The 16,537-nt window shown below is 68.4% G+C and carries 13 protein-coding genes; 9 read left to right on the top strand and 4 right to left on the bottom strand.

Annotation, left to right across the window (positions count from 1 at the left end; translation table 11 throughout):
• Positions 1 to 22: 22 nt before the first annotated feature.
• Together G3M57_RS14805 and G3M57_RS14810 are read right to left on the bottom strand one after the other, a co-directional pair.
• Complete coding sequence (locus G3M57_RS14805) at positions 23 to 1,756, bottom strand: tetratricopeptide repeat protein (RefSeq protein WP_163231395.1); 1,734 nt, start codon at positions 1,754 to 1,756, stop codon at positions 23 to 25.
• Positions 1,757 to 1,855: 99 nt separating this feature from the next.
• Positions 1,856 to 3,529, bottom strand: coding sequence for an electron transfer flavoprotein-ubiquinone oxidoreductase (locus G3M57_RS14810; RefSeq protein WP_163231397.1), 1,674 nt, complete (start codon positions 3,527 to 3,529; stop codon positions 1,856 to 1,858).
• A 163-nt stretch (positions 3,530 to 3,692) separates the two neighbouring features.
• On the opposite strand from G3M57_RS14810, the gene G3M57_RS14815 reads away from it, so the two are divergent.
• The 3 genes from G3M57_RS14815 (at position 3,693) to G3M57_RS14825 (ending at position 6,517) form a co-directional block, all read left to right on the top strand.
• Positions 3,693 to 4,514 carry a uracil-DNA glycosylase gene (locus tag G3M57_RS14815; protein WP_163231399.1) on the top strand — a complete coding sequence of 274 codons (822 nt, stop codon included), beginning with the start codon at positions 3,693 to 3,695 and terminating at the stop codon, positions 4,512 to 4,514.
• A 144-nt stretch (positions 4,515 to 4,658) separates the two neighbouring features.
• Positions 4,659 to 6,149: a lytic transglycosylase domain-containing protein gene (locus tag G3M57_RS14820; RefSeq protein WP_230983800.1), complete on the top strand. Its 1,491-nt coding sequence runs from the start codon at positions 4,659 to 4,661 to the stop codon at positions 6,147 to 6,149.
• Positions 6,150 to 6,256: 107 nt separating this feature from the next.
• Positions 6,257 to 6,517, top strand: a complete 261-nt coding sequence (locus tag G3M57_RS14825; protein WP_163231403.1) for a hypothetical protein — start codon at positions 6,257 to 6,259, stop codon at positions 6,515 to 6,517.
• Here G3M57_RS14825 and G3M57_RS14830 read toward each other — a convergent pair.
• Positions 6,514 to 6,999 carry a glycosyltransferase gene (locus G3M57_RS14830; RefSeq protein WP_163231404.1) on the bottom strand — a complete coding sequence of 162 codons (486 nt, stop codon included), beginning with the start codon at positions 6,997 to 6,999 and terminating at the stop codon, positions 6,514 to 6,516. The genes G3M57_RS14825 and G3M57_RS14830 overlap by 4 nt on opposite strands.
• A gap of 74 nt (positions 7,000 to 7,073) precedes the next feature.
• On the opposite strand from G3M57_RS14830, the gene G3M57_RS14835 reads away from it, so the two are divergent.
• Positions 7,074 to 7,724: an HAD-IA family hydrolase gene (locus G3M57_RS14835; RefSeq protein ID WP_163231406.1), complete on the top strand. Its 651-nt coding sequence runs from the start codon at positions 7,074 to 7,076 to the stop codon at positions 7,722 to 7,724.
• A gap of 172 nt (positions 7,725 to 7,896) precedes the next feature.
• Here G3M57_RS14835 and G3M57_RS14840 read toward each other — a convergent pair whose 3' ends face one another.
• On the bottom strand, positions 7,897 to 8,988 hold the full coding sequence (locus G3M57_RS14840; RefSeq protein ID WP_163231408.1) for a PA0069 family radical SAM protein: 1,092 nt from the start codon (positions 8,986 to 8,988) through the stop codon (positions 7,897 to 7,899).
• 202 nt (positions 8,989 to 9,190) lie between these two features.
• Between G3M57_RS14840 and G3M57_RS14845 the strand changes: the two genes are divergently transcribed.
• The 5 genes from G3M57_RS14845 (at position 9,191) to G3M57_RS14865 (ending at position 16,468) form a co-directional block, all read left to right on the top strand.
• On the top strand, positions 9,191 to 9,349 hold the full coding sequence (locus G3M57_RS14845) for a hypothetical protein (protein WP_163231411.1): 159 nt from the start codon (positions 9,191 to 9,193) through the stop codon (positions 9,347 to 9,349).
• A gap of 311 nt (positions 9,350 to 9,660) precedes the next feature.
• Positions 9,661 to 10,209 carry a helix-turn-helix domain-containing protein gene (locus tag G3M57_RS14850; RefSeq protein WP_163231413.1) on the top strand — a complete coding sequence of 183 codons (549 nt, stop codon included), beginning with the start codon at positions 9,661 to 9,663 and terminating at the stop codon, positions 10,207 to 10,209.
• Positions 10,210 to 10,285: 76 nt separating this feature from the next.
• The gene (locus G3M57_RS14855; protein WP_056749906.1) at positions 10,286 to 11,263 is read left to right on the top strand and encodes a S1C family serine protease; all 978 of its coding nucleotides are present in this window, start codon (positions 10,286 to 10,288) and stop codon (positions 11,261 to 11,263) included.
• Positions 11,264 to 11,560: 297 nt separating this feature from the next.
• Positions 11,561 to 14,836 carry a TonB-dependent receptor gene (locus tag G3M57_RS14860; protein WP_163231415.1) on the top strand — a complete coding sequence of 1,092 codons (3,276 nt, stop codon included), beginning with the start codon at positions 11,561 to 11,563 and terminating at the stop codon, positions 14,834 to 14,836.
• Positions 14,837 to 14,914: 78 nt separating this feature from the next.
• Positions 14,915 to 16,468, top strand: a complete 1,554-nt coding sequence (locus G3M57_RS14865; RefSeq protein WP_163231417.1) for a tryptophan halogenase family protein — start codon at positions 14,915 to 14,917, stop codon at positions 16,466 to 16,468.
• Positions 16,469 to 16,537 lie beyond the last annotated feature (69 nt).

Consider the following 16,537-nt stretch of genomic DNA (forward strand, 5'->3'; position numbering starts at 1 on the left):
AGGGAGATTAGACTGGAGAGCCCTAGCCCGCCTTGGCCACCGAGGTCGAGGCCGCCGGACCGCTCGGGCCCAGGCCGTCCTTCAGCTTGGCCTCGGCCTCAGCCTTCTGCTTGGCGTCGGGCTCAAGGCTCAGCACGCGCTGCCACTGGTAGCGCGCCTCGACCCGCCGGCCGATGCGCCAGTAGGCGTCGCCCAGGTGGCCGTTGACGTCCGGATCGCCCGGTTCCAGCTCGACGGCCTGCTCCAGCTTGGCCACGGCGGTCTTATAGTCGCCCTGGCGGTAGTAGCCCCAGCCCAGGGAGTCGAGCATGGCCCCCGACTGCGGCCGCGCCTCGACGGCCTTCTGGACCATGGCGATGGCCTCAGGCAGGCGCACGCCGCGATCAATCCAGGAATAGCCCAGATAGTTCAGCAGGTCCGGCTCGTCCGGGCTGAGCTTGACCGCCGTCAGCAGGTCGCGCTCGGCGTCGTTCCAGCGTCCGGCCCGCTCCAGGGCGATGCCGCGCATGTAGAGCAGGCGCCAGTCCGGCTTGTCGCCCTGGCTGGCGATCAGCGGATCCAAGGCGACGGCCGACTCGGCCCACCGCTCGTTTGCGCGCAACAGGTCGGCATAGGTGATCTGGGCGTCGCGATCCTTGGGGGCGGCGACGGCGGCCTGCTGAGCCAGGGCCACGGCCTTTTCCTTTTCGCCGGCCGTCTGGTAGCTCCAGGCCAGCTTGGACTGGGCCGCCACGTAGCGGGTCGAGGTCGGCGCCACCTTGGCGTAGGCCTCGCGCGCGCCGGGCTGGTCGTCGTCCTGGGCCAGCAGGTCGCCGACCAGCAGCCAGGCGTCGTCGCGCTTGGGGTCCAGCCGCAACGCCAGGCGCAGATAGGCCAGGCCGAACTGGCTCTGGCGCTCGCTGGCGAAGCTGGCGGCGCAGGCGACCAGCATATGGGCCGCGCCCTGTTTCTCGGTCGGCATGGCCGGCGCGGAACCGCGCGCGGCCGCACGGGCGCGGGCCTTCTGCAGGCCCTGGTCGTCCGGATCGCGGGCCAGCGCCTGGTCGTATAGCGCCACGGCGTCGGCATGGCGCTTGCGGCGTTCCAGGAACGCGCCGTAATCCTCGACGAACAGGCCCCGGGCGTTCTCGATCGCCATCAGCGCCTTGTAGTCGGTCTCGGCCTCGTCATAGCGCTTGGCGCGCTCGTAGAGCCGCGCCTGGCTCAGCTGGCCGAAATACTGCACGAACCGGTCGCCCTGCAGTTCCGGACGCACCACCGCGCCATTGTTGTCGCCCGCCGCGGCCGCCAGCCAGGGCGCCAGCAGCACGGCGGCCGGACGGTGGGGAAAGCCCAGGGTCTCGGCCTTCAGCAGGGCCTGGGCGTCGCGCCCCTTGCCGTCGGCCATCAGCTCGACCACCCGGGTCAGGACGCCCAGGCGGCGCACCTGTTCGTTGGCGTCGGTCCCGCGAGGAGCGATGGCGGCGGCGCGCGGCACGTCGCCGGCCAGCAGGGCGGCGGTGAAGGCGCGTTCGGCCAGGACGCCCGGATCCTCGTCCAGCTGGCGCGCCTCGTCGAAATAGGTCGCGGCCTCGCTGTTCGAACCGTTCTGCAAGGCCGCCTGCCCGGCCAGGAACTGGCCGTAGGCCGAGCGGCTGGAGCCCCAGCCGGAGTCCATGGCGACCTTGCCGCGAAGGTCGGGGCCCGGGGCGGTGGCGGCGCAGGCGGTCAGGGCCGAGGCCGAAACAAGGGCGAGAAGCAGCTGGATACGCGTCATGTCCGCACCCTCATCGGTTTCCGGGCGCGCCGCAACAAAAAGGCGCGGTCCGAGAGTTCGGACCGCGCCCTGCGGCTTTCAAGAGGCCTTTGGAGGTCGCTACATGTTCGGATAGTTCGGCCCGCCGCCGCCCTCGGGGGTGGTCCAGACGATGTTCTGCGACGGATCCTTGATGTCGCAGGTTTTGCAGTGGACGCAGTTCTGGGCGTTGATCTGGAAGCGCGGATCCTGGCCCTGCTCGTTATACAGCACCTCGTAGACGCCCGCCGGGCAGTAGAGCCGGGCCGGTTCGCCGTACTTGGGCAGGTTCACCGTGATCGGGACGCTGGGGTCCTTCAGCTTCAGGTGGGCCGGCTGGTCCTCTTCGTGGTTGGTGGCCGAGATGAACACCGAGCTCAGCTTGTCGAAGCTGATCACGCCGTCGGGCTTGGGATAGACCAGCGGCTTGTAGTCCTTGGCCAAGCCCGTGGACTCGGCGTCGGTCTTGTCGTGCTTCATCGTGCCGAAGAACGAGAAGCCGCCGAACAGGTGCGTGCACCACATGTCGAACATGCCGAGCGCCCCGCCCAGGGCGGTGCCGAACTTGCCCAGAAGCGGCTTGGCGTTGCGGACGACCTTCAGCTCCTTGGCCACCCACGACTTTTCGTAGAGGTCCTGGTAGGCGGTGAGCTCGTCGCCGGCGCGACCGGCGGCCAGGGCCTCGAAGGCGGCGTCGGCGGCCAGCATGCCGGTCTTGACCGCGTTGTGGCTGCCCTTGATGCGCGGCACGTTGACGAAGCCGGCCGAGCAGCCGATCAGCGCCCCGCCCGGGAAGGTCAGCTTCGGCACCGACTGGTAGCCGCCCTCGGTGATGGCCCGCGCGCCGTAGGCGATGCGCTTGCCGCCCTCCAGGTGCGGCTTGACGGCCGGATGGTGCTTGAAGCGCTGGAACTCGTCGAACGGCGACAGCCAGGGGTTCTTGTAGTTCAGGTGCACCACATAGCCGATGGCCACGTAGTTGTCTCCGAAGTGGTACATGAAGCTGCCGCCGCCGGTCTGGTTGTCCAACGGCCAGCCGGTGGTGTGCTCGGCCAGGCCCGGCTGGTGCTTTTCGGGCGGCACCTGCCACAGCTCCTTGATGCCGATGCCGAACTTCTGCGGCGACTTGCCGGCCGACAGGTCGAACTTGGCGATCAGTTGCTTGGCCAGCGAGCCGCGCACGCCCTCGGCGATGAACACATACTTGCCGTGCAGTTCCATGCCGGGGTTGTAGTCGGGCTTGTGGTGGCCGTCCTTGGCCACGCCCACGATCCCCACCACGACGCCCTTGACCGAGCCGTCGTCGTTCCAGACCAGGTCCGACGCCGCGAAGCCCGGATAGATCTCGACGCCCAGTTCCTCGGCCTGGGCGGCCAGCCAGCGGCTGACATTGCCCAGCGAGGCGATGTAGCAGCCGTGGTTGTGCATGAACGGCGGCATGGCGAACATCGGCAAGGCCAGATCGCCCTGCGGGCCCAGCAGCCGGAAGACGTCCTTGGTGACGGGCGTCTCCAGCGGCGCGCCGCGTTCCTTCCAGTCGGGGAACAGCTCGGCCAGACCCTTGGGATCGATCACCGCGCCCGACAGGATGTGGGCGCCGACCTCCGAGCCCTTTTCCAGCACCGCCACCGACACTTCCGTCCCGGCCTTGGCGGCCAGTTGCTTGAGCCGGATGGCGGCCGACAGGCCCGCCGGTCCGCCGCCGACGATGACGACGTCGTATTCCATCGACTCGCGTTCGAGCGCTTCGCTCATGCCATCTCCCGCCCCGGGCGCACGCGGCCCGCGTTCTTGCTGTTTGAGTCGAAGCTTATCGTGAGGTGACGCGCCGGTGGTCAAGAATAAACGGATGTTTTTTGCTGCGATGCAGCGCGGTCAGGACGTGGCGACGCCCGGAACTTCGTACTAAGAGAAGCGCATGGAGCTCTCCGTCGATCCGCGCGCCGTGGAAAGCCTGCTCGCCTTCTGGGCCGATGCGGGCGTGGAGGCGTCGTACGCGGACGATCCGATCGACCGCCTGGCCGAGGGCGCGGCCTTGCTGCGGGCCCGCAAGGAAGCCCCTCCTCCGGCGGTGGCGGCTCCTGTCGCCGCGCCAGCCTTCGGACGCGGCCCCGACCTGGGCGCGGCCGTGGCCGAGGCCCGGGCCCTGGCCGCCGCCTGCGCCGACCTCCCCGCCCTGGCCGCCGCCATCGCCGCCTTCGACGGCTGCCCCCTGAAGACCCAGGGCGCCCGCCAGGCCGTAGTCTCGCGAGGCCCCGCCGACGCCCCGCTGATGATCATCGGCGAGGCCCCGGGCGCGGACGAGGACCTGCAGGGCGCGCCGTTCGTCGGCCGGGCCGGCCAACTTCTGGACCGCATGCTCAAGGCCGCTGGCGTGCTGGACCGCGCCTTCGTGACCAACACCGTCTTCTGGCGCCCGCCGGGCAACCGCACCCCCACCCCGCAGGAGCAGGCCGCCTGCGCGCCGTTCCTGGAGCGGGCGATTCAGTTGGTGCAACCCAAGATCCTGCTGCTGGTCGGCGGCGCCTCGGCCAAGAGCCTGCTCAAGCGCGACGAGGGCATATTGTCGCTGCGCGGACGATGGTTCGAGTGGACCTCCAGCGACGGCCAAAGCGAGCTTCCGGCCTTGCCCACCTTGCATCCGGCGTTCCTGCTGCGTCAGCCCGCGGCCAAGAAGAAGGCCTGGACCGACATGCTTATGCTCAGCGAGAGGCTTGATCGTCCCGAGCGTCCCCACTAGAGATTCGGACGACCAGTTGGACACGGGACGCGTCGGGGAGCCTCATCGAGGCTAGGGCGCGCAAACGCATTGCAGCTTTTGGCTCGCCCTCTGGCCGTCTTGTCGGCCTTCGTACTCTGTCTTGCGGCCGCTTTCAGCGCCCCCATGAGCGCCCATGCGTCGGCGCTGGAACCGCTGTCCGAGGCCGACGCCCGCTTCTACCGCGCCGCCTTCGCCGCCGCCGACCACGGTGATTTCGACGCCGCCGAGGCCGCCCAGGCCAACGCCCGCGACAAGAGCCTCCGCGGCGCGCTGGACTTCGCGCGGATCATGCATCCGACCGCCTACGCGGCCAGCTATGACGAATTGAGCCAGTGGCTGGAGTCGTATGGCGACCAGGCCGGGGCCGAGCGGATCTACGCCCTGGCCGTCAAGCGCCGACCGGCCCGCGCCGCGGCCCCGAAAGCACCGGTGCTGTTCGTGGCCGGCGCCAAGGCCCCTGCCTCCGGCGACCGCGGCCGCGCCGCCCGCGAGGCCTATTATTCCGGCGACGTGAAAAGGGCCCTGGCCCTGGCCCAGGCCGCGCGCGAACCCTGGATCGCCGGCCTCGCCGCCTTCCGCCTGGAGTCCTACGCCCAGGCCCGGACCTATTTTGAACAGGTCGCCAACGACCAAGGGCAGGACGAATGGCTGCGCTCGGCCGCCGCCTTCTGGGCCGCGCGATCGGCGGCGTCCGGCGGCCAGCCCGGCGACGTCGAGGACCTGCTCGGCCAGGCGGCCCGCGCGCCCAACACCTTCTACGGCATGATCGCCGCCCGCCAGCTGGCTCTGGCCGGCCAGGCCCTGGCCCAGGACGACCCGATCGCCGCCCTGCTGACCAAGGTCTCCTACGAAGGCCCCGACACGGCCTCCCTGGCGCGCCTGCTGGCCGCCGATCCCCGCGCCCGCCGCGCCGCCGCCCTGGCCCAGATCGGCCGCTGGGCCGAGGCCGGCCAGGAGCTGCGCGCCGGCCTGTCCTTGGCCAGCGATGATCCCAAGGCCCGCGGCGACTGGACCGATCTGGCCCTGGCCTTGAACGAGAAGGCGCCGCTGAACGCCGGCCGCGCGGTCAAGCGGGTCGGCGGCGAGGACTATCCCCTGCCCCCGCTGGAGCCCACGGGTGGCTTCACGATCGACAAGGCCATGGTCTACGCCCTGGTGCGCCAGGAAAGCCGCTTCGACCCCTACGCCATGTCGGGGGCCGGGGCCGTGGGCCTGATGCAGTTGATGCCGGTGGCCGCCGCCCGCGCGGCCGGCGACGACAAGCTGCTGGCCGACACCAGCCCGCTGCTGGATCCCAGCTTCAACCTGCGGGTCGGCCAGGACTATTTCACCTGGTTGATGGACCGCGGCCTGCAGAGCCCCGACCTGTTCCGCGCCGTGGCGGCCTATAACGGCGGCCCGGGCACGCTGATCAAGACCCAGCAGCAGCTGGGCGGCGCCGATTGCGATCCGTTGCTGCTGATCGAGAGCCTGCCGGCCCAGGAAACCCGCAACTACGTCGAAAAGGTCATGGCCTCGTACTGGACCTATCGCAAGCTGATGGGCGCCGAGACCAAGACCCTGGACGCCGTGGCCAGCGGCGCCCGGGTGATCGATTTCCGGCTGGATCAGTAGCGTTTGAGGCCGCCGGGCACGTCCCTCCAGCCTTCAGAGAAACACTTCGCCTTTGGTGGCTCGAGCATGGCGAACAGCTAGGTCTCGGTCTGGGCGCCGCGGTGATCTTGGCTTTTGGCCTGCTGTTGATCCCGCAGGGTTCCGTCACCACGCACATGGGCCGGGTCACGGGTTTTCGCGCCCTGAGCACTGACACAGGCACGGAGATCTACGCGACCGTCGACGTCGAGGGACATGCCACGCTCGTGCAACTGCACGCCGGCAACCATTGCGCGATCGGCAGCGCGATCACCCTGCGAAAGGCGCGCTTCCCGCTCGGCGACCGCTACGCCACCGGAGGACGGGCGTGCGCTCCGGCCGGCGACTAAATTCTTAGCCGCACGGCCCTGGGCCTCAGTCGTCCCAGCAATGCTTTCAGCGGATCGCCGCCGGCCTTGAAGCCTCCGGCCGCGGTGATGGCCTCGCCTGACGCCAGCACCGCCAGCGGCCGCCCCGCCAGGCCTAGCGGCCCCGGCGCGGCGATGAAGGCCGGCTTGCCGCCGCCGCCCGCCAGGTGGGCCTCGACCGGGGTGCGCCAGGCGTCCGGCAGCATCAGATCCTCGCCCAGCGCCAGGATCCAGGCGCTTCTGGCCGCCGCGCAACCCGCCGCTAGCCGCGCGCCGGCGTCCCCAGCCGCCTGGACCACCCGCGCCCCACTGTCCTCGGCGATGGCCAGGGTGGCGTCTGTGGAGCCGGCGTCGGCGAACACCACCGCCTTGACCAGGCCATCGACGGCGGCCGGCACCAGCAGGGGCAGGACGTGGACCAGGCGCGCGGCGCTGTCGCGGGTGGGCAGGACGACGGTGATCATGGGTCCTGCTTCCGATCACCCGCTACCCAGGTCAAGCCGAGACTTGCCCCGCCGAAGCATGGCATAGCCGCCGCATGATCCCGACCAGCGCTTTCGCCGCCTTCCTGTTCGACATGGATGGCACGGTGACCAACTCCATCGCCGCGACAGAACGCGTCTGGACCGCCTGGGCGCGGCGCCACGGTCTGGATGTCGAGACCTTCCTGCCCACGATCCACGGCGTGCGCGCGGAGGAGACCATCCGCCGCCAGAACTTGGCCGGCGTCGACATCGCCCAAGAGGTCGCGGCGGTCCTGGCGGGCGAGATCGCCGACATTGACGACGTCCACCCGATCCCCGGCGCGGAAGCTTTCCTGCGCGATCTGCCCGCCGATCGCTGGGCGGTCGTCACCTCCGCCCAGCGCGACCTGGCCTTGAGCCGCCTGACCGCCGCCGGGCTCCCGATTCCGACGGTGCTGGTCACGGCCGAGGACGTCTCGCGCGGCAAGCCCGCGCCTGACGGTTACGTGCTGGCGGCCCAGCGCCTGGGCGTCTCGGCCGACGCCTGCCTGGTGTTCGAGGATGCGCCCGCCGGCGTCCTGGCCGGCGAAGCGGCCGGCGCTCAGGTGATCGTCATCACGGCCGCGCATCGTCACCCGTTCGAGACGGAACATCCGACCCTGGCCGACTATTCGGGCGTCCGGGCCAAGCTCGGGCCCGACGGGCTGCGTTTGTCCAAGGCCTAGGGGTCTGTGGACAGTCGACGATCTTGGGCCGAATTCCTCGTCCTTCGACAGGCTCAGGATGAGGAATTCTACTGAACCGCCCTACAAGTCGCCTCATCCTGAGCCTGTCGAAGAACGAGGCGGCAGCTCGACGCTAAACGCCTACCTGTCCACAGAGCCTAGGGGGCCGACCTCAGAATAGCGACAGCTGGTCCCCCGCCTTGGCCGGCACGGCGAACTGGGAGAGGTCCAGCGGGGCCAGCTTGCGGTCAAGGCCGAACCGCGTCCGCGCCAGCCTGAAGCGCTGGCTCATCACCTCGGCCACGGGGCCTTCGCCGGTCATCCGCTTGCCCCATTCGGTGCTGTAGGCCGCCCCGCCGCGCATCTGGCGGACCAGGGACATCACCCGCCGCGCGCGGTCTGGATGTTCGGCCGCCAGCCATTCCTCGAACAGGTCCTTGATCTCCAGCGGCAGGCGCACGGCCACGTAGCCGGCCGTGGTCGCCCCGGCGGCGGCGGCGGCCTCGAGCACGGCCTCCATCTCGTGATCGTTCAGCGACGGGATGGAGGGCGCGAACATCACCGTGGTCGGGACGCCCGCCGCCGCCAGCTGGCGCACCGCGTCCAGCCGGCGCTTGGGCGTGGCGGCCCGCGGCTCCATGCTGCGCGACAGCCGGTGGTCCAGGCTGGTGATCGACACCGCCGCCCGCGCCAGCCCCGCCTGGCCCATCGGCCCGAGGATGTCGAGGTCGCGGGTGATCAGGTTCGACTTGGTGATGATCGAGAACGGATGGCGGAACCGCGCCAGGGTCTCCAGCACCGCCCGCGTCACCCTCAACGTCTTCTCGTCCGGCTGATACGGATCGGTGTCGCCGCCGATATGGATGACCTTGGGGAGGTATTTCGGCCTGGACAGCTCGCGCTCCAGCAACTTGCCGGCCTCAGGCTTGAAATAGATCTTGGTCTCGAAATCCAGGCCGGCCGAGTGTCCCAGATAGGTGTGGGCCGGCCGGGCGTAGCAGTAGATGCAGCCGTGGCTGCAGCCGCGGTAAGGGTTGATCGAGCTTTCGAAGCCGACGTCGGGGCTGTCGTTGCGGGCGATGATCGTCCGCGACTTCATCGGCTGCAGGACGGTGGCGATCTGGGCCGGTTCTTCCTCCTCGCCCCAGCCGTCGTCGAACGCTTCGCTGACCTGGGACTCGAAGCGGCCCGTGCGATTGGACTTGGCCCCGCGCCCCCGTGCGCTGGACGGCGGATGACCGGGAAGATTGGCGGGAGCGACCATGATCGGCACCATGAACCGCCAACGAGAACAATTCAAGAACACAAATGCTCGCACCGGGGCGGCGCCCGGTCGGTTTCGCGGCGCCCCGGACCGCTTGTCACGCCCCCCGATCGCCTTCGCTGACAGGGGCCGGCGTTCATGCCAAGCTCGCCATGAGGCTGCCGGGCGAAAGGCGCGCGGCCCTCGCATCGGGAGGCTCCCCATGACCACCAAGCCGGACGACAAGGTCGAGACCAAGACCGAGGTCGAAGCCCCGCACGTCGCCAAGGTCGGCGTGATCGACACAGGTCACAACGTCACCAGCTTCAACGAGGAGCCGATCAACGGCCTGCTGGCCGACATCGCCGACGGCGACGCCTGATCGACGCCCGACCTGTCGCCCCGCCTCCGGGGCGACAGCGCTTCCTCTGAGCCATTTGTTCAAAACCATCGCCGATAGTCGAAAAGCATCACCCTCGATCACCATGTAATCAAGGCGTCACCCAGACAACCTTCCTAACGTGCGAGAAAAACTGGCAAAACATTGATCGCTTTCTTGAGATCATAAGCTTGACTACAACTGGATTGCGGATCGCGCCATTGCGGCCACGCTCGGCCAATGCTAGCAAAATCGTAACTGAACCTGACGCGACGGCGCGGAAACGGTTTCGGTAGAGAGGCGGCGAGTTGGACATGACTTCCCCGGACGCGACCCCGACCTCCCCTCTGCCCCGCGACAGGACCCTGGTCCTGGCGCGCCTGGTCGCCGACGCCTCGCGCGCTTTCGACGAGGATCCCGACACCGCGCGCGACCTGGTGCGTCGCGCGAGTCAGCTCCTGGAGGCTGAAGTCCAACGCCTGGCCCGCGACCAGCAAACCGGCAGGCTGGCGCCCTGGCAGGTGCGCGCCGCGACCGCCTTCATCGACCAGAACCGCGACCGCAACCTCCAGGTCCGCGATGTGGCCGCGACGGTTCGCCTGAGCCCCAGCTACTTCTCGCACGCCTTCAAGGAAAGCTTCGGCCAGTCGGCCAAGAGCTACATCATCGAGCGGCGCATCGCCCGGGCCAAGCACCTGATGCTGACCACCCGGGACACCCTGGCCCAGATCGCCCTGGCCTGCGGGTTCTCCGACCAGGCCCACTTCTGCCGGACCTTCGGCGCGGGGGTCGGCCAGACGCCCAGCCGCTGGCGTCGGGAGCACCAGGAACGCCCGAGCGATCCTGCCGCCCTGGCGGCCTGATCGAAGCCGCGCGGCCGCGCCCTCTTGTTCCCGCGCCCGCCGAGCCCCAAATTCGAGTCTCCGACAGGAGATCGACTTGCCTTCACCGTTCCAAGGACACGAGGTCGAGGCGCGACTGCGTCCGACCGCCAACGCCTATCCCTTCGACCTTGATCGTGCGCTGTCCTCGGTGGTCGCCCTGGAGGCCCAGGTCCCGGCGGACGCCTTCACGGCCCGGATCCTCGGGACTGAGCGGCTGGGCAATGGCGTGGTGATCAGCGAAAACGGCCTGGTGCTGACCATGGGCTATCTGGTCACCGAGGCCAGCCAGGTCGTGCTGACCCTGAACGACGGCCGGCGGGTGCAGGCCCACGTGCTGGGTTTCGACAGCCAGACCGGGCTGGGCCTGGTGCAGGCGCTCGAGCCCCTTGGCCTGCCGGCGCTGCGCCTGGGCGCGTCGAAGGTCCTGGAGCCTGGTAGTCCGGTCGTCATCGCCGGGGCCGGCGGGCGCGCCCACGCTGTCGCGGGCCGGGTGCTCACCCGCATGCCCTTCGCCGGCTATTGGGAATATCTGCTGGACGAAGCGATCATCACCGAGCCCGCCCATCCGCACTGGAGCGGCGCGGCCCTGGTCGGTCCCGAGGGCGAACTGGTCGGCGTCGGCTCCCTGAGCCTGGCCGGACAGTCGCGCGACGGCCAGGCCAAGCCGCTGAACCTGTTCGTGCCCGCCGACCTGCTGCCGCCTATCCTGGACGACCTGGCGCGCGGCAAACCGGCCCATCCGCCCCGCCCCTGGCTGGGCGTGTTCGCGCAGGAAACCGAATCGCATGTCGTGCTGGTCGGCGTGTCGCCGGGGAGCCCGGCCGCCCGGGCAGAACTTCGGGCCGGCGACCTGATCCTGGCCGTCGCGGGCGATGAGGTCTCCGACCTGGCCGAGTTCTACACCGCGTTGTGGGATCAAGGCCCGGCCGGCGTCACGGTCCCGCTGCGGATCCAGCGCGAACAGGACGTCTTCGAGGTCGAAATCCGCTCGGTCGACCGCAACGCGCTGCTGAAAAAGCCCCGGCTGAACTAGTTTGAGCCGGGATACCGGCCGTCCTTGATCGGCCACCCTACGTTGAAGCTCAAGAAGCCCCTCGGCGCCGTCGCAGGAATAGGCGGCGCTGACGGTCGCGCCTGGCCCGCATCGGCGGCCTACTCAAGATTGTTGGCGCTTGTGGCTTGTACGACAATTCCAGCCAGTTTAATAAAACAAGTTAATTAAAGTGTATCCCCGACGCTGGGGGCGGCGACAAGCCGCCGCTCTCGGCGGACAGGGCAAAAAACACGAGCAGGCACAGCCAAAGGCGTGCTGACATTGGGAGAGGAAAAAGTGAATAAGAAGAAGATGTTGCTGGTCTCGACCGCGACGCTGGCCTGGGCGTCCAGCCTGTTTGTCGCGACGGCTCACGCCCAGACCACCGGAGGCGAAGGCAAGGAATCGGCCGACCAGATTTCCGAGGTCGTCGTCGTCGGCCAGCGCAAGGCCATCCAGTCGGCCCAGGACCTGAAGAAGAACTCCGAACAGATCGTCGACTCGATCACCGCGGTCGACATCGGCGGCCTGCCGGACCGGTCGGTCACCGAGGCCCTGCAGCGCGTTGCGGGCGTCACCATCGGCCGGACCACGCAACCCCGGGACGTCGACCGCCTGAACGCCGAAGGGTCGGGCATCCAGATCCGCGGCCTGACCTGGGTCCGCTCCGAACTCAACGGCCGGGACATCTTCTCGGCGCGCGGCGGCCGGGCCATCTCCTGGGAAGACGTGACGCCCGAGCTGTTCGCTGGCGTCGACGTCTACAAGAACCCGTCGGCCGACATCGTCGAAGGCGGCCTGGGCGGCACGGTGAACCTGCGCACGCGCATGCCGTTCGATCAGAAGGGCCGCCAGCTGGCCTTCTCGGCCGATTACACGCGCGGCGATCTGCGCAAGGAAGGCTCACCGTCGGGCAGCGTCCTCTACAGCAACCGTTTCGATACGCCCGATGGCGGCGAGTTCGGCGTGCTGCTGAGCCTGTCCAACTCCAAGCTGAAGACCGCGGTGAACACCGTCGCCGTCGATCCGTACAACGCCCACGGCATCGGAGTTCAGTCGTCCTATGACGGGGGCGCCACGCTGAACTTCAACGGCGACAATTCGATCGCCGGCCAGCCGCTGAGCCGAGTGTTCGTTCCGGTCGGCATCCAGTATCGCAACAACGACCAGGACCGGGACCGCAAGGGCTACTACGCGGCGTTCCAGTACCGCCCCAACGACAATCTCGAGGTCTACACCACCTTCTTCCGCACCGAAGCCAAGCAGACCTTCATGGACCGCTTCGCCCAGACCTCGGCCTGCTGCTCGGCGACCAACAACCAGTCGTTCGTGGTGGGTCCGGCGGCCGGTACGTCGTTCACCTTCGACGAGGACGGCAACTTCGTGAAGGGTCAGCTGGTCGACGGCGGCGGCGGGGGCAATGGCGTGGCCAACACGTTCCTGCTGAACCTGGGCACGCGCTACGGCCAGGTGAAGGACAACACCAACGACATCTCGGCCGGCTTCAACTGGACCAACGATCGCTGGGCGATCTCCGGCGACCTTCAATACGTCTATTCGCACCGCGAAAGCACCGACATGACGGTCTACAACACCGTCACCCTGGCGGGCGGCTTCGGTCTGGACCTGACCGACGACCTGCCGAAGATCAGCATGGCCAACGTCACGGCCACGCCTTCGGCGTTCAACCTCTACGCCGCGATGGACCACATCGACGACAACGACGCCCGGGAATATGCGGGCAAGTTCGACGTCACCTACTCCTTCGACGACGACAAGCTGATCAAGGACATCAAGGTGGGCGTTCGGGCGACATCGCGCGACGCCACCTCGCGCGACACGGCCTACAACTGGAACCTGATCTCGGCGCCGTGGGCCACGCGCGTGACCGCCACCGCCGACAAGTACACCCAGCACCAGGAAGTCGTGGACTTCGACAACTTCTTCAAGGGCGACCTCTCGGTCCCGGGCTTGATCCTGCCGACGTTCGATCTGGCGCGCAGCCCGACAGCGCTGTCTACCTACCTGAACCAGGTCGTCTGGAACGGCCCGATCCCTGGCGGCGGACCGGCCTACAACGATGGCGAATACGGCTACTATCCGCCGGGCGGGCCGAACGGCACGATCCCGTCGTGGTCGCCGGCTGGCGGAACCTACAGCCCGTTCACCCAAGGCACCCTGATGAGCTACATGCCCATCTGGGCCGCGCCCACGGGCAGCATCAGCTACTGGCAACCACTGGGCGACGTGCACACCAGCTTCACCAACTCCGGCGGCCGCGGCGTCAATCGCCAGTGGGAAGACACCGCCGCGGTGTACGGCAAGGTCCGCTTCGGCAGCGACCTGCCCTGGGCGTGGGGCGACGAGGGCATGAGCTGGGACGGCAACTTCGGCCTGCGGGTCGTCAGGTCCAAGACGGACGCCCAAGGGTTCGGCACGATCAACCTGATCGACCAGAGCCAGGTGCGGTTCGCCTCGCCGACCGCCGCGACGAAGATCACCTACGCCGACGGCCGGGCGTTCAATACCACCGGCGGCACCGACTACACCGACGTGCTGCCCAGCCTGAACCTGCGCCTGAAGCTCCGAAACGACGTGTTCGTGCGCTTCGCGGCGTCGAAGAACATCGTCCGGCCGGACTTCAACCAGCTGGATCCCTCGATGTCGGTGTCGGGCACGCTGCAGTCGCGCCCCGCCACCGTCTCTGACGGCATCCTGAACCAGCAGACCGGCCAGCCCTACACCCAGGCCGAGCTGGACACCGCGGCGGCCGGCGGTTCGGCGGTCCAGTACCATACCGACGTCGCCTTCGGCTTCTACGCGGGCAATCCCGACCTCAAGCCGATGCGGGCCAACTCGTTCGACTTGTCGGCGGAGTGGTATTTCCGCGGCGGCATGCTGGCGACGGGCGTGTTCAAGAAGGACGTTTACGACTACATCCAGTCCACGCCGACCTTGCTGAATATCGCCACCTCCAATGGCAAGACCGTGCAGGCCGTCGGCACCGTGCCCCAGAACATGGGCCATGGCGAAATCTACGGCATGGAGTTCCAGTACCAGCAGTATTACGACTTCCTGCCCGGCGCCTTCGGCGGCCTGGGCACGGAATTCAACGCGACCATCCTGGACAGCAAGGGGACGCAGAACGTCTCCAGCAGCACCACGGACGCCTCGCAGATCAACGCCGCCAAGCTGGACCTGCCGCTGGAGCAGCTGTCGCGCTACACGTACAATGCGACGCTGCTGTACAGCAAATACGGCATCGACGCCCGCCTGGCCTACAACTGGCGCTCGCGTTACCTGATGAGCGCCTCGGCTTCCAACCTGATGGTGCCGGTCTATTCCAAGTCGTACGGCCAGCTGGACGGTTCGGTGATGTACTCGGTCACCCCGCAGGTGAAGGTCGGCATCCAGGCGGTCAACCTGCTCAACTCCAAGATCGAACTGGAGATGGACCAGCGGGACTCCTGGTATCTCGGCACCCAGGGCAACTTCTCCAAGTCCCTGGTCCAGACCCACAGCTGGACCGTCAGCGACCGCCGCGTTTCCTTCATCGTCCGCGGGACCTTCTAGGTCCAAGCTGATCTCTTGATCACGACCCCGCCGGCTCCACGCCGGCGGGGCTCGATTGCAAAGCAACGAGAAGGCGGCATGGAAAACCCAGGAAAGATCTCACATCTGGTGATCGTCGGCGGCGGCACGGCCGGATGGATGTCGGCCGCCTTCTTCTCCAAGGTCTTCACGCCCCGCCAGATGCGGATCACCCTGGTGGAGTCCGCCGAGATCGGTACGGTGGGCGTCGGCGAGGCGACCATCCCGCCGATCACCTTCTTCAACCAGGTGGTGGGCCTGGACGAAGGCCGGATGCTGGCGGCCACCGAGGGCTCGTTCAAGCTGGGGATCGAGTTCGTCGGCTGGGGCGATCCGGCCGGACGGTACATGCATCCGTTCGGCAACTACGGCACGCCGATGGACGGCGTGTCGTTCCACGCCTATTGGCTGCGGGCGCGCCAGCGGGGCTACAAGGCCGAGCTTTTCGAGTTCTCGCTCAGCGACCTGGCGGCCAAGGCCGGACGGTTCGACTGGCGCGCGGAGGATCCCCGCGATCCGCGCGCGGCCATGGCCCACGCCTATCATTTCGACGCCTCGCTCTACGCCAAGCTCCTGCGCGAGGTGGCCGAGGGGCGCGGCGTACAACGGCTGGAGCGGACCATCCGGGGCGTGAACCTCGATCCCCTGGACGGCACGATCGCCTCCCTCGCGCTGGACGACGGCGAGATCCTGGCGGGCGACTTCTTCATCGACTGCTCGGGCTTCCGGAGCCTGCTGATCGGCGAGGCGCTGAAGGTCGGCTACGACGACTGGTCGCAGTTCCTGCCGGCCGATCGCGCCGTAGCCGTGCCGTCGGCGCGCTACGAGGATCCCATTCCCTATACCCGCGCCATCGCCGACAAGGCCGGCTGGCGTTGGCGCATCCCGCTGCAGCACCGCACCGGCAACGGCTATGTCTATGTCAGCGACCACATCGGCGACGATGAGGCCGCCGACGTCCTGCTGGCCAGCCTGGCGCGCGAGCATCCCGAAAACAAGGCCCTGGCCGACCCGCGCTTCCTGCGGTTCGCCACGGGCCGGCGCACCCGGTCCCGCGTCAAGAACTGCGCGGCCATCGGCCTGTCCAGCGGGTTCCTGGAGCCGCTGGAATCGACGTCCATCCACCTGATCCAGCATGGCCTGATCAAGCTGGCCGGCAGCTTCCCGCGCGCCAAGGACGATCCAGCCGCCGCGGGGATCTACAACCGGATCCTGGGCGACGAGATGGAGCAGATCCGGGATTTCCTGATCTATCACTACCACGCCAACCGTCGGGTCGGCGAACCGCTTTGGGACCGCCTGCGCCATATGGCCGTACCCGACTCGCTGCACGAAAAGATGGAGCTGTTCCGCACCCGCGGCGCGACGATCTTTCCCAACCAGACCATCTTCCAGGAGCCGAACTGGCTGGCGATCATGATGGGACAGGCGGGGGAGCCGGAGGGCTACGACCCGCTGGCCGACCTGATGGACGAGCGCCTGCTGGCCGAGCGCCTGCATCATATGCGGGTCGCCTGCCGGCAGGCCGCCGACCGCATGCCGACCCACGCCAGCGTGCTCGCGCGCTTCCCCGCCGACAGCCAGAAAAGAAGAGCTGATGCCCCGGTCGCCTGAACGCCATATCGCCCTGCTGGCCGCCGTCGTCCTGGCCCTGGCTTCGCCGACCCTGGCCTCGGCCGCCGA

It is taken from the genome of Caulobacter rhizosphaerae (assembly GCF_010977555.1).
Classification (GTDB): domain Bacteria; phylum Pseudomonadota; class Alphaproteobacteria; order Caulobacterales; family Caulobacteraceae; genus Caulobacter; species Caulobacter rhizosphaerae.

What these genes read in the sequence shown, in the direction of transcription:
- G3M57_RS14820 (WP_230983800.1), top strand. Translation starts at nt 4,659, where the DNA reads ATGAGCGCCCATGCGTCGGCGCTGGAACCGCTGTCCGAGGCCGACGCC.
- G3M57_RS14865 (WP_163231417.1), top strand. Translation starts at nt 14,915, where the DNA reads ATGGAAAACCCAGGAAAGATCTCACATCTGGTGATCGTCGGCGGCGGC.
- G3M57_RS14830 (WP_163231404.1), bottom strand. Translation starts at nt 6,999, where the DNA reads ATGATCACCGTCGTCCTGCCCACCCGCGACAGCGCCGCGCGCCTGGTC.
- G3M57_RS14850 (WP_163231413.1), top strand. Translation starts at nt 9,661, where the DNA reads ATGACTTCCCCGGACGCGACCCCGACCTCCCCTCTGCCCCGCGACAGG.
- G3M57_RS14840 (WP_163231408.1), bottom strand. Translation starts at nt 8,988, where the DNA reads ATGGTCGCTCCCGCCAATCTTCCCGGTCATCCGCCGTCCAGCGCACGG.
- G3M57_RS14815 (WP_163231399.1), top strand. Translation starts at nt 3,693, where the DNA reads ATGGAGCTCTCCGTCGATCCGCGCGCCGTGGAAAGCCTGCTCGCCTTC.
- G3M57_RS14805 (WP_163231395.1), bottom strand. Translation starts at nt 1,756, where the DNA reads ATGACGCGTATCCAGCTGCTTCTCGCCCTTGTTTCGGCCTCGGCCCTG.
- G3M57_RS14835 (WP_163231406.1), top strand. Translation starts at nt 7,074, where the DNA reads ATGATCCCGACCAGCGCTTTCGCCGCCTTCCTGTTCGACATGGATGGC.
- G3M57_RS14810 (WP_163231397.1), bottom strand. Translation starts at nt 3,529, where the DNA reads ATGAGCGAAGCGCTCGAACGCGAGTCGATGGAATACGACGTCGTCATC.
- G3M57_RS14845 (WP_163231411.1), top strand. Translation starts at nt 9,191, where the DNA reads ATGACCACCAAGCCGGACGACAAGGTCGAGACCAAGACCGAGGTCGAA.